Annotated in this window: 15 protein-coding genes and 2 pseudogenes; 16 read left to right on the top strand and 1 reads right to left on the bottom strand. The window is 72.6% G+C overall.

The window, feature by feature from the left end:
• The 15 genes and pseudogenes from Sru02f_RS29940 (at position 1) to Sru02f_RS29870 (ending at position 12,189) form a co-directional block, all read left to right on the top strand.
• Positions 1 to 240 carry an RNA-binding protein gene (locus Sru02f_RS29940; protein ID WP_003973401.1) on the top strand — a complete coding sequence of 80 codons (240 nt, stop codon included), beginning with the start codon at positions 1 to 3 and terminating at the stop codon, positions 238 to 240.
• 109 nt (positions 241 to 349) lie between these two features.
• On the top strand, positions 350 to 928 hold the full coding sequence (gene rimM / locus Sru02f_RS29935; protein ID WP_109036067.1) for a ribosome maturation factor RimM: 579 nt from the start codon (positions 350 to 352) through the stop codon (positions 926 to 928).
• Positions 928 to 1,761, top strand: a complete 834-nt coding sequence (trmD, locus tag Sru02f_RS29930) for a tRNA (guanosine(37)-N1)-methyltransferase TrmD (protein ID WP_109036065.1) — start codon at positions 928 to 930, stop codon at positions 1,759 to 1,761. Before rimM ends, trmD begins: the two co-directional genes overlap by 1 nt.
• Before the next feature lie 136 nt (positions 1,762 to 1,897).
• Positions 1,898 to 2,248, top strand: coding sequence for a 50S ribosomal protein L19 (rplS, locus tag Sru02f_RS29925; RefSeq protein WP_016432403.1), 351 nt, complete (start codon positions 1,898 to 1,900; stop codon positions 2,246 to 2,248).
• Positions 2,249 to 2,293: 45 nt separating this feature from the next.
• Positions 2,294 to 3,073, top strand: a complete 780-nt coding sequence (gene lepB, locus Sru02f_RS29920; protein WP_109036063.1) for a signal peptidase I — start codon at positions 2,294 to 2,296, stop codon at positions 3,071 to 3,073.
• Positions 3,066 to 4,148: pseudogene (gene lepB, locus Sru02f_RS29915) on the top strand (signal peptidase I); the annotation flags it as partial. The gene lepB (Sru02f_RS29920) and the pseudogene lepB (Sru02f_RS29915), both read left to right, overlap by 8 nt.
• A complete protein-coding gene (lepB, locus tag Sru02f_RS29910; protein WP_244941947.1) occupies positions 4,039 to 5,049 on the top strand; it encodes a signal peptidase I in 1,011 nt (336 codons plus the stop codon). The pseudogene lepB (Sru02f_RS29915) and the gene lepB (Sru02f_RS29910), both read left to right, overlap by 110 nt.
• A 105-nt stretch (positions 5,050 to 5,154) precedes the next feature.
• Positions 5,155 to 5,931 (top strand): signal peptidase I, encoded by a 777-nt coding sequence (gene lepB / locus Sru02f_RS29905; protein ID WP_109036058.1) that lies wholly within the window; start codon positions 5,155 to 5,157, stop codon positions 5,929 to 5,931.
• Complete coding sequence (locus Sru02f_RS29900; RefSeq protein ID WP_016327363.1) at positions 5,921 to 6,451, top strand: NUDIX hydrolase; 531 nt, start codon at positions 5,921 to 5,923, stop codon at positions 6,449 to 6,451. The genes lepB (Sru02f_RS29905) and Sru02f_RS29900 overlap by 11 nt, the downstream gene beginning before the upstream one ends.
• 56 nt (positions 6,452 to 6,507) lie before the next feature.
• The gene (locus Sru02f_RS29895; protein ID WP_003965949.1) at positions 6,508 to 6,816 is read left to right on the top strand and encodes a DUF2469 domain-containing protein; all 309 of its coding nucleotides are present in this window, start codon (positions 6,508 to 6,510) and stop codon (positions 6,814 to 6,816) included.
• An 88-nt stretch (positions 6,817 to 6,904) separates the two neighbouring features.
• Complete coding sequence (locus Sru02f_RS29890; protein WP_164279303.1) at positions 6,905 to 7,267, top strand: YraN family protein; 363 nt, start codon at positions 6,905 to 6,907, stop codon at positions 7,265 to 7,267.
• A complete protein-coding gene (locus tag Sru02f_RS29885; protein WP_109036054.1) occupies positions 7,267 to 8,892 on the top strand; it encodes a YifB family Mg chelatase-like AAA ATPase in 1,626 nt (541 codons plus the stop codon). Before Sru02f_RS29890 ends, Sru02f_RS29885 begins: the two co-directional genes overlap by 1 nt.
• 356 nt (positions 8,893 to 9,248) lie before the next feature.
• A pseudogene (gene dprA / locus Sru02f_RS29880) lies at positions 9,249 to 10,378 on the top strand (DNA-processing protein DprA).
• A gap of 282 nt (positions 10,379 to 10,660) precedes the next feature.
• Positions 10,661 to 11,503: an RNA polymerase sigma factor WhiG gene (gene whiG, locus Sru02f_RS29875; protein ID WP_109036050.1), complete on the top strand. Its 843-nt coding sequence runs from the start codon at positions 10,661 to 10,663 to the stop codon at positions 11,501 to 11,503.
• 128 nt (positions 11,504 to 11,631) lie between these two features.
• Complete coding sequence (locus Sru02f_RS29870) at positions 11,632 to 12,189, top strand: TetR/AcrR family transcriptional regulator (RefSeq protein WP_109036048.1); 558 nt, start codon at positions 11,632 to 11,634, stop codon at positions 12,187 to 12,189.
• Here Sru02f_RS29870 and Sru02f_RS29865 read toward each other — a convergent pair.
• Positions 12,143 to 12,841 (bottom strand): murein hydrolase activator EnvC family protein, encoded by a 699-nt coding sequence (locus Sru02f_RS29865; RefSeq protein WP_244941946.1) that lies wholly within the window; start codon positions 12,839 to 12,841, stop codon positions 12,143 to 12,145. The two genes, Sru02f_RS29870 and Sru02f_RS29865, sit on opposite strands and share 47 nt — an antisense overlap.
• A 271-nt stretch (positions 12,842 to 13,112) precedes the next feature.
• On the opposite strand from Sru02f_RS29865, the gene rpsB reads away from it, so the two are divergent.
• A complete protein-coding gene (rpsB, locus tag Sru02f_RS29860; RefSeq protein ID WP_109036044.1) occupies positions 13,113 to 14,036 on the top strand; it encodes a 30S ribosomal protein S2 in 924 nt (307 codons plus the stop codon).
• Positions 14,037 to 14,107 lie beyond the last annotated feature (71 nt).

Below are 14,107 nucleotides of genomic sequence, written 5' to 3'. Positions count from 1 at the left end.
ATGCTCGAGGAGGCTCTCGAGCACCTCGTGAAGGGCATCGTCGACAACCCCGACGATGTGCAGGTCGCCTCGCGCAACCTGCGCCGCGGGCGAGTGCTCGAGGTCCGGGTCCACCCCGACGACCTCGGCAAGGTGATCGGCCGCAACGGCCGCACCGCACGCGCGCTGCGCACTGTCGTGGGCGCCATCGGCGGCCGCGGTGTCCGTGTCGACCTCGTCGACGTGGACCACGTCCGCTGACGCCAATTGCAGCACCGGCTCGGGCCGGGGAAGGCCACTGGGCCGTCCCCGGCCCGCAGTCGTATGAGCCCGACCGGCTCCTCGCAGTACCGACAGGAGAGCAAGCACAGTGCAGCTGGTAGTCGCGCGCATCGGCCGCGCCCACGGAATCAAGGGCGAGGTGACCGTCGAGGTCCGCACGGACGAGCCGGAGCTGAGGCTCGGGCCCGGTGCCGTACTGGCCACCGACCCCGCCTCCACCGGGCCGCTCACCATCGAGTCCGGCCGGGTGCACAGCGGCCGGCTCCTGCTGCGCTTCGCCGGCGTCCACGACCGCACCGGCGCCGAGGCGCTGCGCAACACCCTCCTGATCGCCGACGTCGACCCCGCCGAGCGGCCCGAGGACGAGGACGAGTACTACGACCACCAGCTGATCGACCTCGACGTGGTCACCGAGGACGGCACCGAGGTCGGCCGCATCACCGAGATCTCCCACCTGCCCACCCAGGACCTCTTCGTGGTGGAGCGCCCCGACGGCAGCGAGGTCTACGTGCCGTTCGTCTCCGAGATCGTCACCGCGATCGACCTCGACGCGCAGCGCGCGGTCATCGACCCGCCGCCCGGACTGATCGACGACCGGGCCGAGATCGCCTCCGCGCGGGACGCCGAGGACGCGGCCGGCAAGGACACCGCCGGGGACGAGGCGTAATGCGGCTCGACGTCGTCACGATCTTCCCCGAGTACCTGGAACCGCTGAACGTCTCCCTCGTCGGCAAGGCACGCGCGCGCGGACAGCTCGGCGTCCACGTGCACGACCTGCGCGACTGGACGTACGACCGCCACAACACGGTCGACGACACCCCCTACGGCGGCGGCCCCGGCATGGTCATGAAGACCGAGCCGTGGGGTGACGCCCTGGACTCCGTCCTGGCCGACGGCTACGAGACGGGGTCCGGCGAGCCCGCCCTCATCGTGCCCACGCCCAGCGGCCGCCCGTTCACCCAGGAACTCGCCGTCCACCTCTCCGAGCGGCCCTGGCTGATCTTCACCCCCGCCCGCTACGAGGGCATCGACCGCCGGGTCGTGGACGAGTACGCGACCCGGATGCCCGTGTACGAGGTGTCCATCGGCGACTACGTCCTGGCCGGCGGCGAGGCCGCCGTACTCGTCGTCACCGAGGCCGTGGCCCGGCTGCTGCCCGGGGTGCTGGGCAACGCCGAGTCCCACCAGGACGACTCCTTCGCCCCCGGCGCCATGGCCAACCTGCTGGAGGGCCCCGTCCACACCAAGCCGCCGCAGTGGCGCGGGCGCGGCATCCCGGACGTGCTGCTCAGCGGCCACCACGGGAAGATCGCCCGCTGGCGGCGCGACGAGGCCCTGCGCCGCACCACGGCCAACCGGCCCGACCTGATCGAACGGTGCGATCCCGCCGCCTTCGACAAGAAGGACCGCGAAATGCTCTCCATCCTGGGCTGGCAGCCCGACCCGGACGGGGAACCGTACGGCCGATTTTGGCGCAGGACCCCCGGCATGGAAGAATAGGCGGCTGTTGTGCGTCCGTCCGGAGCGCGCCCCTGCCACAGGGGGAGACGACGCCCGTCCCGACCCGCACGACCCTGATTCCGAAACACCTAGTTTCCGCCGATGACCTGTGGCATCGGCGAGGAAAGCAGACGAAATGTCTCACCTGCTCGACTCCGTCGACGCCGCGTCGCTGCGCAGCGACGTCCCGGCCTTCCGCCCCGGCGACACCGTCAACGTCCACGTGCGCGTCATCGAGGGCAACCGCTCCCGTGTGCAGCAGTTCAAGGGCGTCGTCATCCGCCGTCAGGGCGCCGGCGTGCGCGAGACCTTCACGGTCCGCAAGGTCTCCTTCTCCGTCGGCGTCGAGCGCACCTTCCCGGTGCACACCCCGATCGTGGAGAAGATCGAGCTCGTCACCCGCGGTGACGTCCGCCGCGCCAAGCTGTACTACCTGCGCGAGCTCCGCGGCAAGGCCGCGAAGATCAAGGAGAAGCGCGAGAGCTGAGCGCCCTCCGGGGTCCGCGCCGGGGCCGGATAGCATCTGGCCCCGATGGACACCGAAACACAGCACACGGAGCGCGACCGCTCCTCCCGCCCTTCCGACTCCGAGCAGCCCTCGGATCCGGAGGGCCCGGAGGAACGGTCGCGTTCCGCGTTCGCGGGGCGGATCGGGGACTGGCTGCCGGGCGGCCGGATCACCGTGACCCTGCTGATCCTCCTGCTGTTCCTGCTGCTGGTCAGCACCTTCGTCCTGCAGCCGTTCCAGATCCCCAGCGGATCGATGGAGCGTGGATTGAGGATCGGCGACCGGGTTCTCGTAAATAAGTTGGCGTACCGTTTCGACGGTCGGCCGCGCAGGGGAGACGTCGTCGTCTTCGACGGCACCGGGGGCTTCGGGCACGGCGACTACATCAAACGCGTTGTCGGTGTGGGCGGGGACCACGTGGTGTGCTGCGACGAGGAGGGGTGGATCCGGGTGAACGGTCAGTCGGTCGACGAGTCGGCGTTCCTGTACCCCGGCGACCGCCCGTCCACGGTGCCCTTCGACGTCGTCGTCCCCGACGGCACCCTCTTCGTCCTCGGCGACCACCGGGCCGACTCCAGCGACTCCCGCGACCACCTGGGCTCCCCGGGGGGCGGGATGGTTCCGCTGGACGACGTGATAGGCCGCGCCGACTGGATTGTCTGGCCCTTCGGCCATGCCACCCGCCTCGACCGCCCCGACGCCTACGCGCGCGTGCCGGACACGGAGGCCGGCGCCGGGGCCGCGTCCGGCGCCGGAGCGGCGCCCGACCCCGGAGCGGCGCCCGGCGAGGACGCCGATGGGTAGCCGGGGCAAGCCGCGGGGAGCGCCCAGCAGCCCCGCGGAGAACCTGCTGCCCACCGGGTCCAGGCGCACCGCCGCGCCGTCCGGCGGCCGCTCGCGCGCCGAGCGCCGCAAACTCCAGCGCAAGGTCAAACGGCGGCGCAGACGCGGCGCCGTCAAGGAGATCCCGCTCCTCGTCGGCGTCGCGGTCCTCATAGCGCTGGTGCTGAAGACCTTCCTCGTCCAGGCCTTCGTGATCCCGTCGGGCTCCATGGAGCAGACCATCCGGATCGGCGACCGGGTCCTGGTGGACAAGCTGACCCCCTGGTTCGGGTCCGAGCCGCAGCGCGGGGACGTCGTCGTCTTCCGGGACCCCGGCGGGTGGCTCCAGGGCGAGCAGACCACCAAGAAGGACGATCCCGTCGTCGTCAAACAGGTCAAGGAGGGCCTCGCCTTCATCGGGCTGCTGCCGTCCGACGACGAGAAGGACCTCATCAAGCGGGTCGTCGGCGTGGGCGGCGACCACGTCAAGTGCTGCGACAAGCAGGGCCGCGTCACCGTCAACGGCGTTCCCCTGAACGAGGACTACCTGTACCCCGGGGACAGCCCGTCCCGGACGCCGTTCGACGTCACCGTCCCCGAGGGGCGGCTGTGGGTGATGGGCGACCACCGGTCCAACTCCGCCGACTCCCGCGCCCACCAGGAGACCGACTTCGGCACCGTGTCCCAGGACGAGGTGGTGGGGCGGGCCATGGTCATCGCCTGGCCGTTCGGTCACTGGACCACCCTGGACGAGCCGAAAACGTACGCGTCCGTGTCCGACGCGGCCTCCGGTTCGACCGCCGCTCCCGAGCTGTCGCATAGGGTTGCCCCCTACGATCCGAACGCGATGATGGAACTCCCGACCCCTGCGGAACTCCCGCTCGTTATGGGAGTGGTGGGCCTGCGCCGTATCCGGGGCAGGCGGCGGCAGAGAGTGAGGAGTTGGCGTGGGGGATGTGGCGGTTGGCGCACGGTCCGGTCACGACGGCGAGGAGAACCGCGGACGCCCCGAGGAGAGGTCCGGTCCGGCCGCGGTCGGCGCCCCCGACTCCGGATACGGCTCCGGAACCGAGGACGGCAGGGTGACGAACGGACAGCGCGGCCAGGACGGACACAACGGCGGGACGGAGGACGAGGGAGTCGGCGGGACGCCGCCCGCGACCCCGCCCGCGGCCAAGAAGCAGCGCTCCTTCTGGAAGGAACTGCCGATCCTGATCGGCATCGCGCTGGTGCTCGCCCTGCTGATCAAGACGTTCCTGGTGCAGGCGTTCTCGATCCCGTCCTCCTCGATGGAGAACACCCTTCAGATCGGTGACCGGGTCCTGGTCGACAAGCTGACCCCCTGGTTCGGCTCGGAGCCCGAGCGCGGCGAGGTCGTGGTCTTCCACGACCCGGCCGACTGGCTGGCGGGCGAGCCGACACCCGACCCGAACGCGCTGCAGACGGTCCTCAGCTGGATCGGCCTGATGCCGTCCGCGGAAGAGAAGGACCTGATCAAGCGGGTCATCGGAGTCGCCGGTGACACGGTCGAGTGCAACAAGACCGGCCCGCTCAAGGTCAACGGCAAGGCGCTGAACGAGCCCTACGTCTACCCCGGCAACACGCCGTGCTCGGACGACGACCAGGGCGGGCGGTTCAAGGTCACGGTGCCCGAGGGCAAAATCTGGGTCATGGGCGACCACCGGCAGAACTCCCGGGACTCCCGCTACAACCAGTCCGACAAGAACGGCGGCATGGTCCCGGTGGACGAGGTCGTAGGCCGCGCCATCGTGGTCGCCTGGCCGATGAACCGCTGGGGCACCCTGCCGGTCCCCGACACCTTCGACCAGGACGGCCTGCAGGCCCGGTCCTCGGCCGCCGCCGCGCTGTCGGTCGCGCCCCAGGGGCTGGCCGTCGCCGGTGCTGTCCCGTTCGTGTGGTGGCGCCGTCGTCGCACCGCCCCGGCCGAGACCCGCTGAGCCACCGCGCATCCCGCCGCGTGTCCCCCGCGGTCCGACAAGCCCCCTTCCGGCCTCCGGGAGGGGGCTGCCCCGTTGGCGTACCGCCGGGTAAGGTGCCGCTCCATGGGTGGCGAGAGCACGACACGTACGGCCCCGCGCGGCGGCGGAGCGAACAAGGGCCCGGTGGGCAGCCGGACCGGACAGCGGCTGTCCGGCATCGCGGTGGCGCTGGGCCTGGTGCTGTTCCTCGGCGGCTTCGCCTGGGGAGCGGTGGTCTACCGTCCCTACACCGTGCCGACCAGCTCGATGACGCCGACCATCGACGCCGGTGACCGGGTCCTGGCGCAGCGCATCGACGGCGCCGACGTCCGCCGTGGCGACGTCGTCGTGTTCAAGGACGCGACCTGGGCCAACGCCCCCATGGTCAAGCGGGTCGTCGCCGTCGGCGGGGACACCGTCTCCTGCTGCCAGAAGGGCAAGCTGAAGGTCAACGGCAAGGTGATCGACGAGCCGTACCTGCCCGCCGGCACCCCGGCCGAGATCAGTGACTTCCAGACCGTGACCGTCCCGGAGGGCCGCCTGTTCCTGCTCGGCGACGAGCGGCACAACTCCGTGGACTCCACCGCCCACCTGACCGACGCGGCCGCCGGCACCGTGTCGCGCGGCGCCGTGGACGCCCGGGTGGACGCCGTGGCCTGGCCCATGAACGGCATGCTGGAGCGGCCCACCGGCTTCCGGACGCTGGGCGACCTCTCCTCGCCGGGTCCGCTGCGGACCGTGGTCGTCCTGGTGATCGCCGGGGCCGTGCTGATCCTGGGCGGCGCGGCCTACGGCCCCCTCGCCAAACGGGCCGCGGCCTCCCGGGCCCGAAAGGGTGCGGAGCCGGCCGGTGGGCGCTGAGGTGACGCCCGCGGGACAGGACACCTACGAGGGCGGGCTGCGCCGGGTCGCCCGGGTCGTGCTGCTCGACCCCGAGGACCGCATCCTGCTGCTGCACGGCCACGAACCGGACGATCCGGCCGACGACTGGTGGTTCACCCCCGGCGGCGGTGTGGAGGGCGACGAGACCCGTGCGGAGGCCGCCCGGCGCGAACTGCTGGAGGAGACCGGCATCACGGACGTCGAACTCGGCCCGGTGCTGTGGCGGCGCAGGTGCTCCTTCCCGTTCGCGGGCCGCCGCTGGGACCAGGACGAGTGGTACTACCTGGCCCGTACCGCCCGGACCGCCACCGAGGCGGTCGGCCCCGGCCTCACCGAACTGGAGCGGCGCAGCGTCGCCGGAGCGCGCTGGTGGACGTGTGAGGAACTGACCCGGGCACGTGAGACGGTGTATCCGACCAGACTCGCCGAGCTGCTGACCACGCTGCTCGACGAAGGTCCCCCGGCCGGGCCGGTGACCCTGGACACCGAAATCGTCTAGGGCCGCACGGGACTGGCGCACAATGGTGGGACCGCACGGCTGAAGGGGAACATGCCATGAGCGCCGAGGACCTCGAGAAGTACGAGACCGAGATGGAGCTCAAGCTCTACCGGGAGTACCGCGATGTCGTCGGTCTGTTCAAATACGTGATCGAGACCGAGCGGCGCTTCTACCTCACCAACGACTACGAGATGCAGGTGCACTCGGTCCAGGGTGAGGTGTTCTTCGAGGTCTCCATGGCTGACGCCTGGGTGTGGGACATGTACCGGCCGGCCCGGTTCGTCAAGCAGGTGCGGGTGTTGACGTTCAAGGACGTGAACATCGAGGAGCTGAACAAGAGCGACCTGGAGCTCCCCGGCGGGTGACGGAGTTTTCCACAACCGGTGAGTAGTTCACCGTGAGTCACGGGATCTGCCCGTTTGCGTGATCGTTGGCGCCGGAGGTGGTGCCGACATGAACGCACGAGGTGCGATGGGCAGGTACGGCGAGACACTCGCCGCCCGCCGGCTGACCGGAGCCGGCATGACCGTCCTGGAGCGCAACTGGCGCTGTGGCAGGACCGGCGAGATCGACATCGTGGCCCGGGACGGGGACGTCCTGGTCGTCTGCGAGGTCAAGACGCGCAGGGGCGGCTCCTTCGAGCACCCGATGGCCGCCGTGACCCCGGACAAGGCGCAGCGGCTGCGGCGGCTGGCGGAGCGCTGGATCCAGACCCACGGGGGAGCGCCGCCCGGCGGCGTCCGGATCGACCTGGTCGGCGTGCTCCTCCCGCAGCGCGGCGCACCGGTGGTCGAGCACGCCAGGGGGGTGGCGTGATGGGGTTCGCACGTACGTGCTCGGTGGCGCTCGTCGGCGTCGAGGGCGTGGTGGTCGAGGTCCAGGCCGACCTGGAGCCGGGCGTGGCCGCCTTCACGCTGGTGGGACTGCCCGACAAGAGCCTCACGGAGAGCCGGGACCGGGTACGGGCGGCCGTGGTGAACTCGGGTGCGGAGTGGCCCCAGAAGAAGCTGACGGTCGGTCTCAGCCCGGCCTCGGTACCCAAGAGCGGCAGCGGCTTCGACCTGGCCGTCGCCGCGAGCGTCCTGGGCGCGGCGGAGCGGATCGACCCGCGCGTCCTGGCCGACATCGTGATGATCGGAGAGCTGGGTCTCGACGGCCGGGTGCGGCCGGTGCGCGGCATCCTGCCGGCGGTCCTGGCCGCGGCCGAGGCCGGGTACGAACAGGTGGTCGTGCCGGAGTGCGCCGCGGCCGAGGCGTCCCTCGTCCCGGGAGTGTCGGTGCTCGGAGTGCGCAGCCTGCGCCAGCTGATCGCCGTCCTCGCCGACGAACCCGTGCCGGAGGAGGAACAGGACCTCCAGGGCCGCCCCGACCCGCTCATGGCCGGTCTGCGCATGCCCGGAACCGGCGCGGCCACCGGAATGCACAGCATGGGAGCGGCACAGCACGACCACGGGCACGACCTGGCCGACGTCGTCGGCCAGGAGTCGGCGCGCACGGCGGTGGAGGTGGCCGCGGCCGGTCGCCACCACCTGTTCCTGGAAGGCCCGCCCGGCGCCGGCAAGACCATGCTCGCCGAACGGCTGCCCGCCATCCTGCCCCGGCTCTGCCGGGCGGAGTCCCTCGAAGTCACCGCCGTGCACTCGGTGGCGGGGCTGCTGCCACCGGGCAAACCCCTGATCGACGTGGCCCCCTACTGCGCTCCCCACCACTCCGCCACGATGCAGGCCCTCGTAGGCGGCGGCCCCGGCATCGCGCGGCCCGGAGCGGTGTCGCTGGCGCACCGGGGCGTCCTGTTCCTGGACGAGACCCCGGAGTTCAGCAGCCACGCGCTCGACGCGCTGCGCCAACCGCTGGAGGCCGGGCACGTCGTCATCGCGCGCAGTGCGGGCGTGGTGCGCTTCCCCGCGCGGTTCCTGATGGTGCTCGCCGCCAATCCCTGCCCCTGCGGGCGGTTCTCGCGAACCGACGAGCTGTGCGAATGCCCGTCCTCGGCGATCCGCCGCTACCAGGCCAGGCTGTCCGGACCGCTGCTCGACCGGGTCGACCTGCGGGTCGAGGTGGAGCGGGTCACCCGCAGCCAGCTGGCTGGCGACGGCCCACGGGGCGACTCCACCCGGGCCGTCGCCGACCGGGTGCGGGCGGCCCGGGACCGGGCGGCCGCACGCCTCGCGGGGACCCCGTGGCGGTCGAACAGCGAGGTGCCCGGCCGGGAGCTGCGCAGCCGCTGGCGCGCCGCAGCCGGTGCGCTGGACGAGGCGGAGCGCAGTCTGGAACGTGGCGTGCTCACCGCGCGCGGACTCGACCGGGTCCTGCGCGTCGCCTGGACCGTCGCGGACCTCGTCGGCCACGACCGCCCCGACGCACGGGACGTCACCCTGGCACTGCAACTGCGCACCGGGGTGCCGCGGGGCGTCCCGATGGCCCTGGGAGCACTGGCATGAGCGGGGACACCAGGCCGCCGGAGGACGCCGCCCCGAGCGGCGGCACCGGGCCGAAGGCGAGCGGGACCCTCTTCCCCGACGCCGCCGTGTCCTTCGGCGGCGGAAGCCCGGCCGAGGGCGGGGCGGCGACGCCTCCCGGCGGCGGGGGCGGCACGGGCGGCGGAGCAGCGAGGCGGGCTGGCCCGGACCGCGGGGGCGGGGGCGATGCCGTGACCGGGGACGGCGTCGCCGCGCGAGGCCGTTCCGCCGCCGGGCCCGGTGACGCGGGCCCGTGCATCGACGGGAGCGGCGCGCGGGACGGGGGACCGGGCGTCGACGGGAGCGGCGCGCGGGACGGGGGACCGGAGGACCGAGAGCTGCTCGGGAGGGTCTTCCTCGCCCGGGTGCTCGAGCCCGGCGACGAGGCGGGCGGGCGGTGGGTGCGGGAACGCGGTGCCGCGGAGGTGGTGCGGCGCCTGCGCGAGGGCGGGCGGGCGCTGCCGGGGGTGAGCGAGAAGCGGTGGGCCGGGCTGTGCGCCCGGGCGGGCCAGGCCGACCCCGGCGCGACCTGGCCGTCGCCCGGTCCGCGGGGGCGCGGTTCGTGGTCCCCGGGACCGCGGAGTGGCCGGGGCAGCTCGACGACCTCGGTGACGCCCGGCCGCTCGGACTGTGGGTCCGGGGCGGGCCCAGTCTGCGCATGTGGGCGCTCAGGTCGGTCGCCGTCGTCGGCGCCCGCGCCTGCACCGAGTACGGCGCCCACATGGCCGCCACCCTCGCCGCCGGCCTGGCCGAGCGCGGCTGGGTCGTGGTCTCGGGCGGCGCCTACGGGATCGACGGCGCCGCCCACCGCGGTGCCCTCGGCGCCGGCGGCGCCACCGCGGCCGTCCTCGCCTGCGGGGTCGACCGCCCCTACCCACCCGGGCACACCGCGCTGATCACCAGGATCGCCGAACAGGGCCTGGTCGTCGGCGAGCTGCCACCGGGCGACCACCCGACGCCCAGCAGATTCATCCTGCGCAACCGGGTCATCGCCGCGCTCACCAGGGGCACCGTGGTCGTCGAGGCCGCCCACCGCAGCGGTTCGCTGGTCACGGCCCGGGCGGCCCGGCGGCTGGGCCGGCACGTGATGGGCGTCCCGGGGCCGGCGACCAGTGCCCTCTCCGCGGGGGTGCACGAGATGCTGCGCGGCGACGCGGTGCTGGTCGGCGACGCCGCCGAGGTGGTCGAGCTGGTCGGCGCCATGGGAGAGCTGCCGCCGGAGCGGCGCGGGCCCGTCCTCCCCACCGATCTGCTGGAGTCCCGGACCCGCCAGGTGCTGGCCGGGCTCCCCGGGCGGGGAAGGGCGACGGCGGGGGAGGTGGCGTTGCGCGCCCAGACCACCCAGGACGACGCGGTCGCGAGGCTGTACGAGCTTCGAGCACTCGGTTACGTCGAACGACACGGCGACGGCTGGAAGTTGACACGCCAGGCGATGATCTCGGTTCGCGGTGGTCGCAGCCCGTGCTGACGCACCGTGTTCGGCCGTCCGGGGGAACCCCGACGCCCGTTGGGTTTCTGGCAGTTGAGGTATTCGAGTGATCACCCAGAGCGATCATCGTCCCCCCTGTAGAGCGTTCGGCGGAACGTATCTGCGTAGGGTGCCCGCCCGCTCCTTCGCACACCGCGACGGCCCAGTCACGCTACGCTCACGATGACCCCCACGCAGACGGCCGACAGCAGGCGACAACCAGAAAGCAGACCGGCGGCCTCAGGCAGATCCACATCACGGCAGAACGGCACTAGGCGACGAATGCCCCAGCACACCTCCGGGTCCGACCGGGCGGCGATCCCCCCAGCCGCCCGCGACGGTGGCAGCGTGCGACCGTCCGCCCCCTCGACGCTCGACGAGCTGTGGCGGTCGTACAAGACGACCGGCGACGAGCGGCTGCGGGAACAGCTGATCCTGCACTACTCGCCCCTCGTGAAGTACGTGGCGGGCCGGGTCAGCGTGGGGCTGCCGCCCAATGTCGAGCAGGCCGACTTCGTCTCCTCCGGGGTGTTCGGCCTGATCGACGCCATCGAGAAGTTCGACGTCGACCGGGAGATCAAGTTCGAGACGTACGCGATCACCCGGATCCGGGGCGCCATGATCGACGAACTGCGGGCGCTGGACTGGATCCCGCGGTCGGTGCGGCAGAAGGCGCGCAACGTGGAGCGCGCGTACGCGACGCTGGAGGCACGCCTGCGCCGCACCCCCTCGGAGAGCGAGGTCGCCGTGGAGATGGGGATCGCGGTGGAGGACCTCCATGCGGTCTTCAGCCAGCTGTCGCTGGCCAACGTGGTGGCCCTGGAGGAACTGCTGCACGCGGGCAGCGAGGGCGGTGACCGGCTGAGCCTGATGGACACCCTGGAGGACACCGCCGCCGACAACCCGGTGGAGGTCGCCGAGGACCGTGAGCTGCGGCGGCTCCTGGCCCGGGCGATCAACACGCTGCCGGAGCGCGAGAAGACCGTCGTCACGCTGTACTACTACGAGGGCCTCACGCTCGCCGAGATCGGGAACGTGCTGGGTGTGACCGAGAGCAGGGTCAGCCAGATCCACACCAAGTCGGTGTTGCAACTGCGCGCCAAGCTGGCGAGTTTCGGCCGCTGACCTGGGCCAACGGCAAGAGTCCTGCCCCGCTCCCGGCCCGGTCGGCGCACGGGTGGCCGACCGAGTGACTCCCGTCCGGGGTGCCGCGTCCGTAAAGTGGTGACGTGCCAAGGATTCGAGCGGCCTCTGTGGCCGAGCACCGGTCGATGCAGCGTGCCGCCCTGCTGGACGCGGCACGCGCCCTGCTGTCCGACGGCGGAACGGAGGCGCTGACCTTCCCCGCCCTCGCCGAACGGACGGGTCTCGCCCGCTCGTCCGTCTACGAGTACTTCCGGTCGCGCGCGGCGGTGGTCGAGGAGCTGTGCGCCGTCGACTTCCCCGTCTGGGCCGCCGAGGTCGAGGCCGCGATGGAGCGCGAGACGGCCCCCGACGCCAAGGTCGAGGCGTATGTGCGCACCCAGCTCGACCTGGTCGGGGACCGGCGGCACCGGGCCGTCGTGGCCATCTCCGCGAGCGAACTGGACGCCGGTGCGCGCGAGAAGATCAGGGCGGCGCACGGCGGGCTGGTCGCGATGATCGTCGAGGCACTGGGCGAGATGGGGCACGATCAGCCGCGGCTGGCGGCGATGCTCCTCCAGGGCGTCGTGGACGCGGCCGTACGGCGGATCGAACTGGGCGCGGCGGAGGAGCCCGGGGCGATCACGGAGGCGGCGGTCTCCATGGCGTTGCGCGGCGTTCGGGGCTGATCTCCCCGCGGCCGGGCACCGGCACCCCCGCCACCGGCAGCAGCCGCGACGGACCCGCGTCCAGCAGCCACGGCGGCAGCAGGGACAGCGGGTTCAGATAGACCTCGCCCCGCAGCAGGCCCCAGTGCAGACAGGCCGTGCAGTGCGAGCCGGCCGGCCGCACCGTGCCGAGCGGCTCCCCGGCCGCGACCTCGTCCCCCTTGCGCACGGCCGCCTCTACGGGGGCGAACGTCGTCCGCAAGGGTGGTTCGCCCGTTCCCGTCAGTTCCACCGAGACCACGCCCCGGCCCCCGACCGGCCCCGCGAAGGACACCCGCCCCGCGGCCACCGCGCGTACCGGCGCCCCGCTGCCCGCGGCGAGGTCCACGCCCCGGTGCCCCGGTCCGTACGGGTTCACCGGGGGGTCCCAGCCCCGCAGGACCGCCGGCCGTGTGCCGACCGGCCAGTACCGCGCCACGGGCGGCACCGCCGGGTCCACCGCGTCCGGCAGGGCCCACCTCACCGCCGCCGGGCGCGGCGGCCCCGCGGCCTGGCCGGCCTGCGCGGTCGGGACAGCCAGAACCGCCAGGACAGCCAGAACCGCCAGGACGGCCAGGACGGCCGGCAGCACCACCACTCGGGCACGCGCCCTCACCCATCGCCTCGTTCGCATACGGGCACCGTCCCGCACCAGGGGCGGCCGCCGCCCGGCCCTGTGGACCGTGCCCCGGTTGTGGACAGCCGCGTCACCCGGTACCCCGCGGGTCCCGTACACTTCTGGTGGCGATCCGGGTCACCGGGTCGACTTCGCACGCCCCGACACGAGGCTCCACCAGGTTCGTGTCAGCGCCCCTCGGTCCCTAGTGGGCAGGCGCATCCGGGCGTCAGGCGCGGGAGCCGTCCGGCTCGCGCGGCACAACCGAGAAAACCAAGGAGATACGGCCATGGCCGTCGTCACGATGCGGGAGCTGCTGGAAAGCGGCGTCCACTTCGGTCACCAGACCCGCCGTTGGAACCCGAAGATGAAGCGCTTCATCTTCACCGAGCGCAACGGCATCTACATCATCGACCTGCTCCAGTCGCTGTCGTACATCGACCGCGCCTACGAGTTCGTCAAGGAGACCGTCGCCCACGGCGGCACGGTCATGTTCGTCGGCACGAAGAAGCAGGCGCAGGAGGCCATCGCCGAGCAGGCCACCCGCGTCGGCATGCCCTACGTCAACCAGCGCTGGCTGGGCGGCATGCTCACCAACTTCTCGACCGTCTACAAGCGCCTGCAGCGCCTGAAGGAGCTCGAGCAGATCGACTTCGAGGACGTGGCCGCCTCCGGCCTCACCAAGAAGGAGCTGCTGGTCCTCTCCCGCGAGAAGGCCAAGCTGGAGAAGACCCTCGGCGGTATCCGCGAGATGTCCAAGGTGCCCAGCGCCGTCTGGATCGTGGACACCAAGAAGGAGCACATCGCGGTCGGCGAGGCCCGGAAGCTCAACATCCCGGTCGTCGCCATCCTCGACACCAACTGCGACCCCGACGAGGTCGACTACAAGATCCCGGGCAACGACGACGCGATCCGCTCCGTCACCCTGCTCACCCGCGTGATCGCCGACGCCGTCGCCGAGGGCCTCATCGCCCGCTCCGGTGCCGCCGGTGGCGCCAAGGGCGAGAAGGCCGCAGGCGAGCCGCTCGCCGAGTGGGAGCGCGACCTGCTCGAGGGCGAGAAGGCCGAGAAGGCGGACGACGCCGAGGCCGAGAAGCCCGCCGAGGCTCCGGCTGCCGAGGCCGCCCCCGCCGACGAGGCCCCCGCTGCCGAGGCCCCCGCCGCCGAGGCTCCGGCAGCCGACGCCCCGGCCGCGGACGCCGAGCAGGCCTGACCCCTCACCACCTTCGGGTGCCGGACGGCGGGGGCCGCACAGCCCCCGCCGTCCGGCCCGTAGATCTTCAG

This window comes from Streptomyces rubrogriseus, from assembly GCF_027947575.1.
Lineage (GTDB): Bacteria > Actinomycetota > Actinomycetes > Streptomycetales > Streptomycetaceae > Streptomyces > Streptomyces rubrogriseus.
Note: the sequence above shows the minus strand (reverse complement) of the source record. Positions and strands in the feature narration are given on the sequence as shown.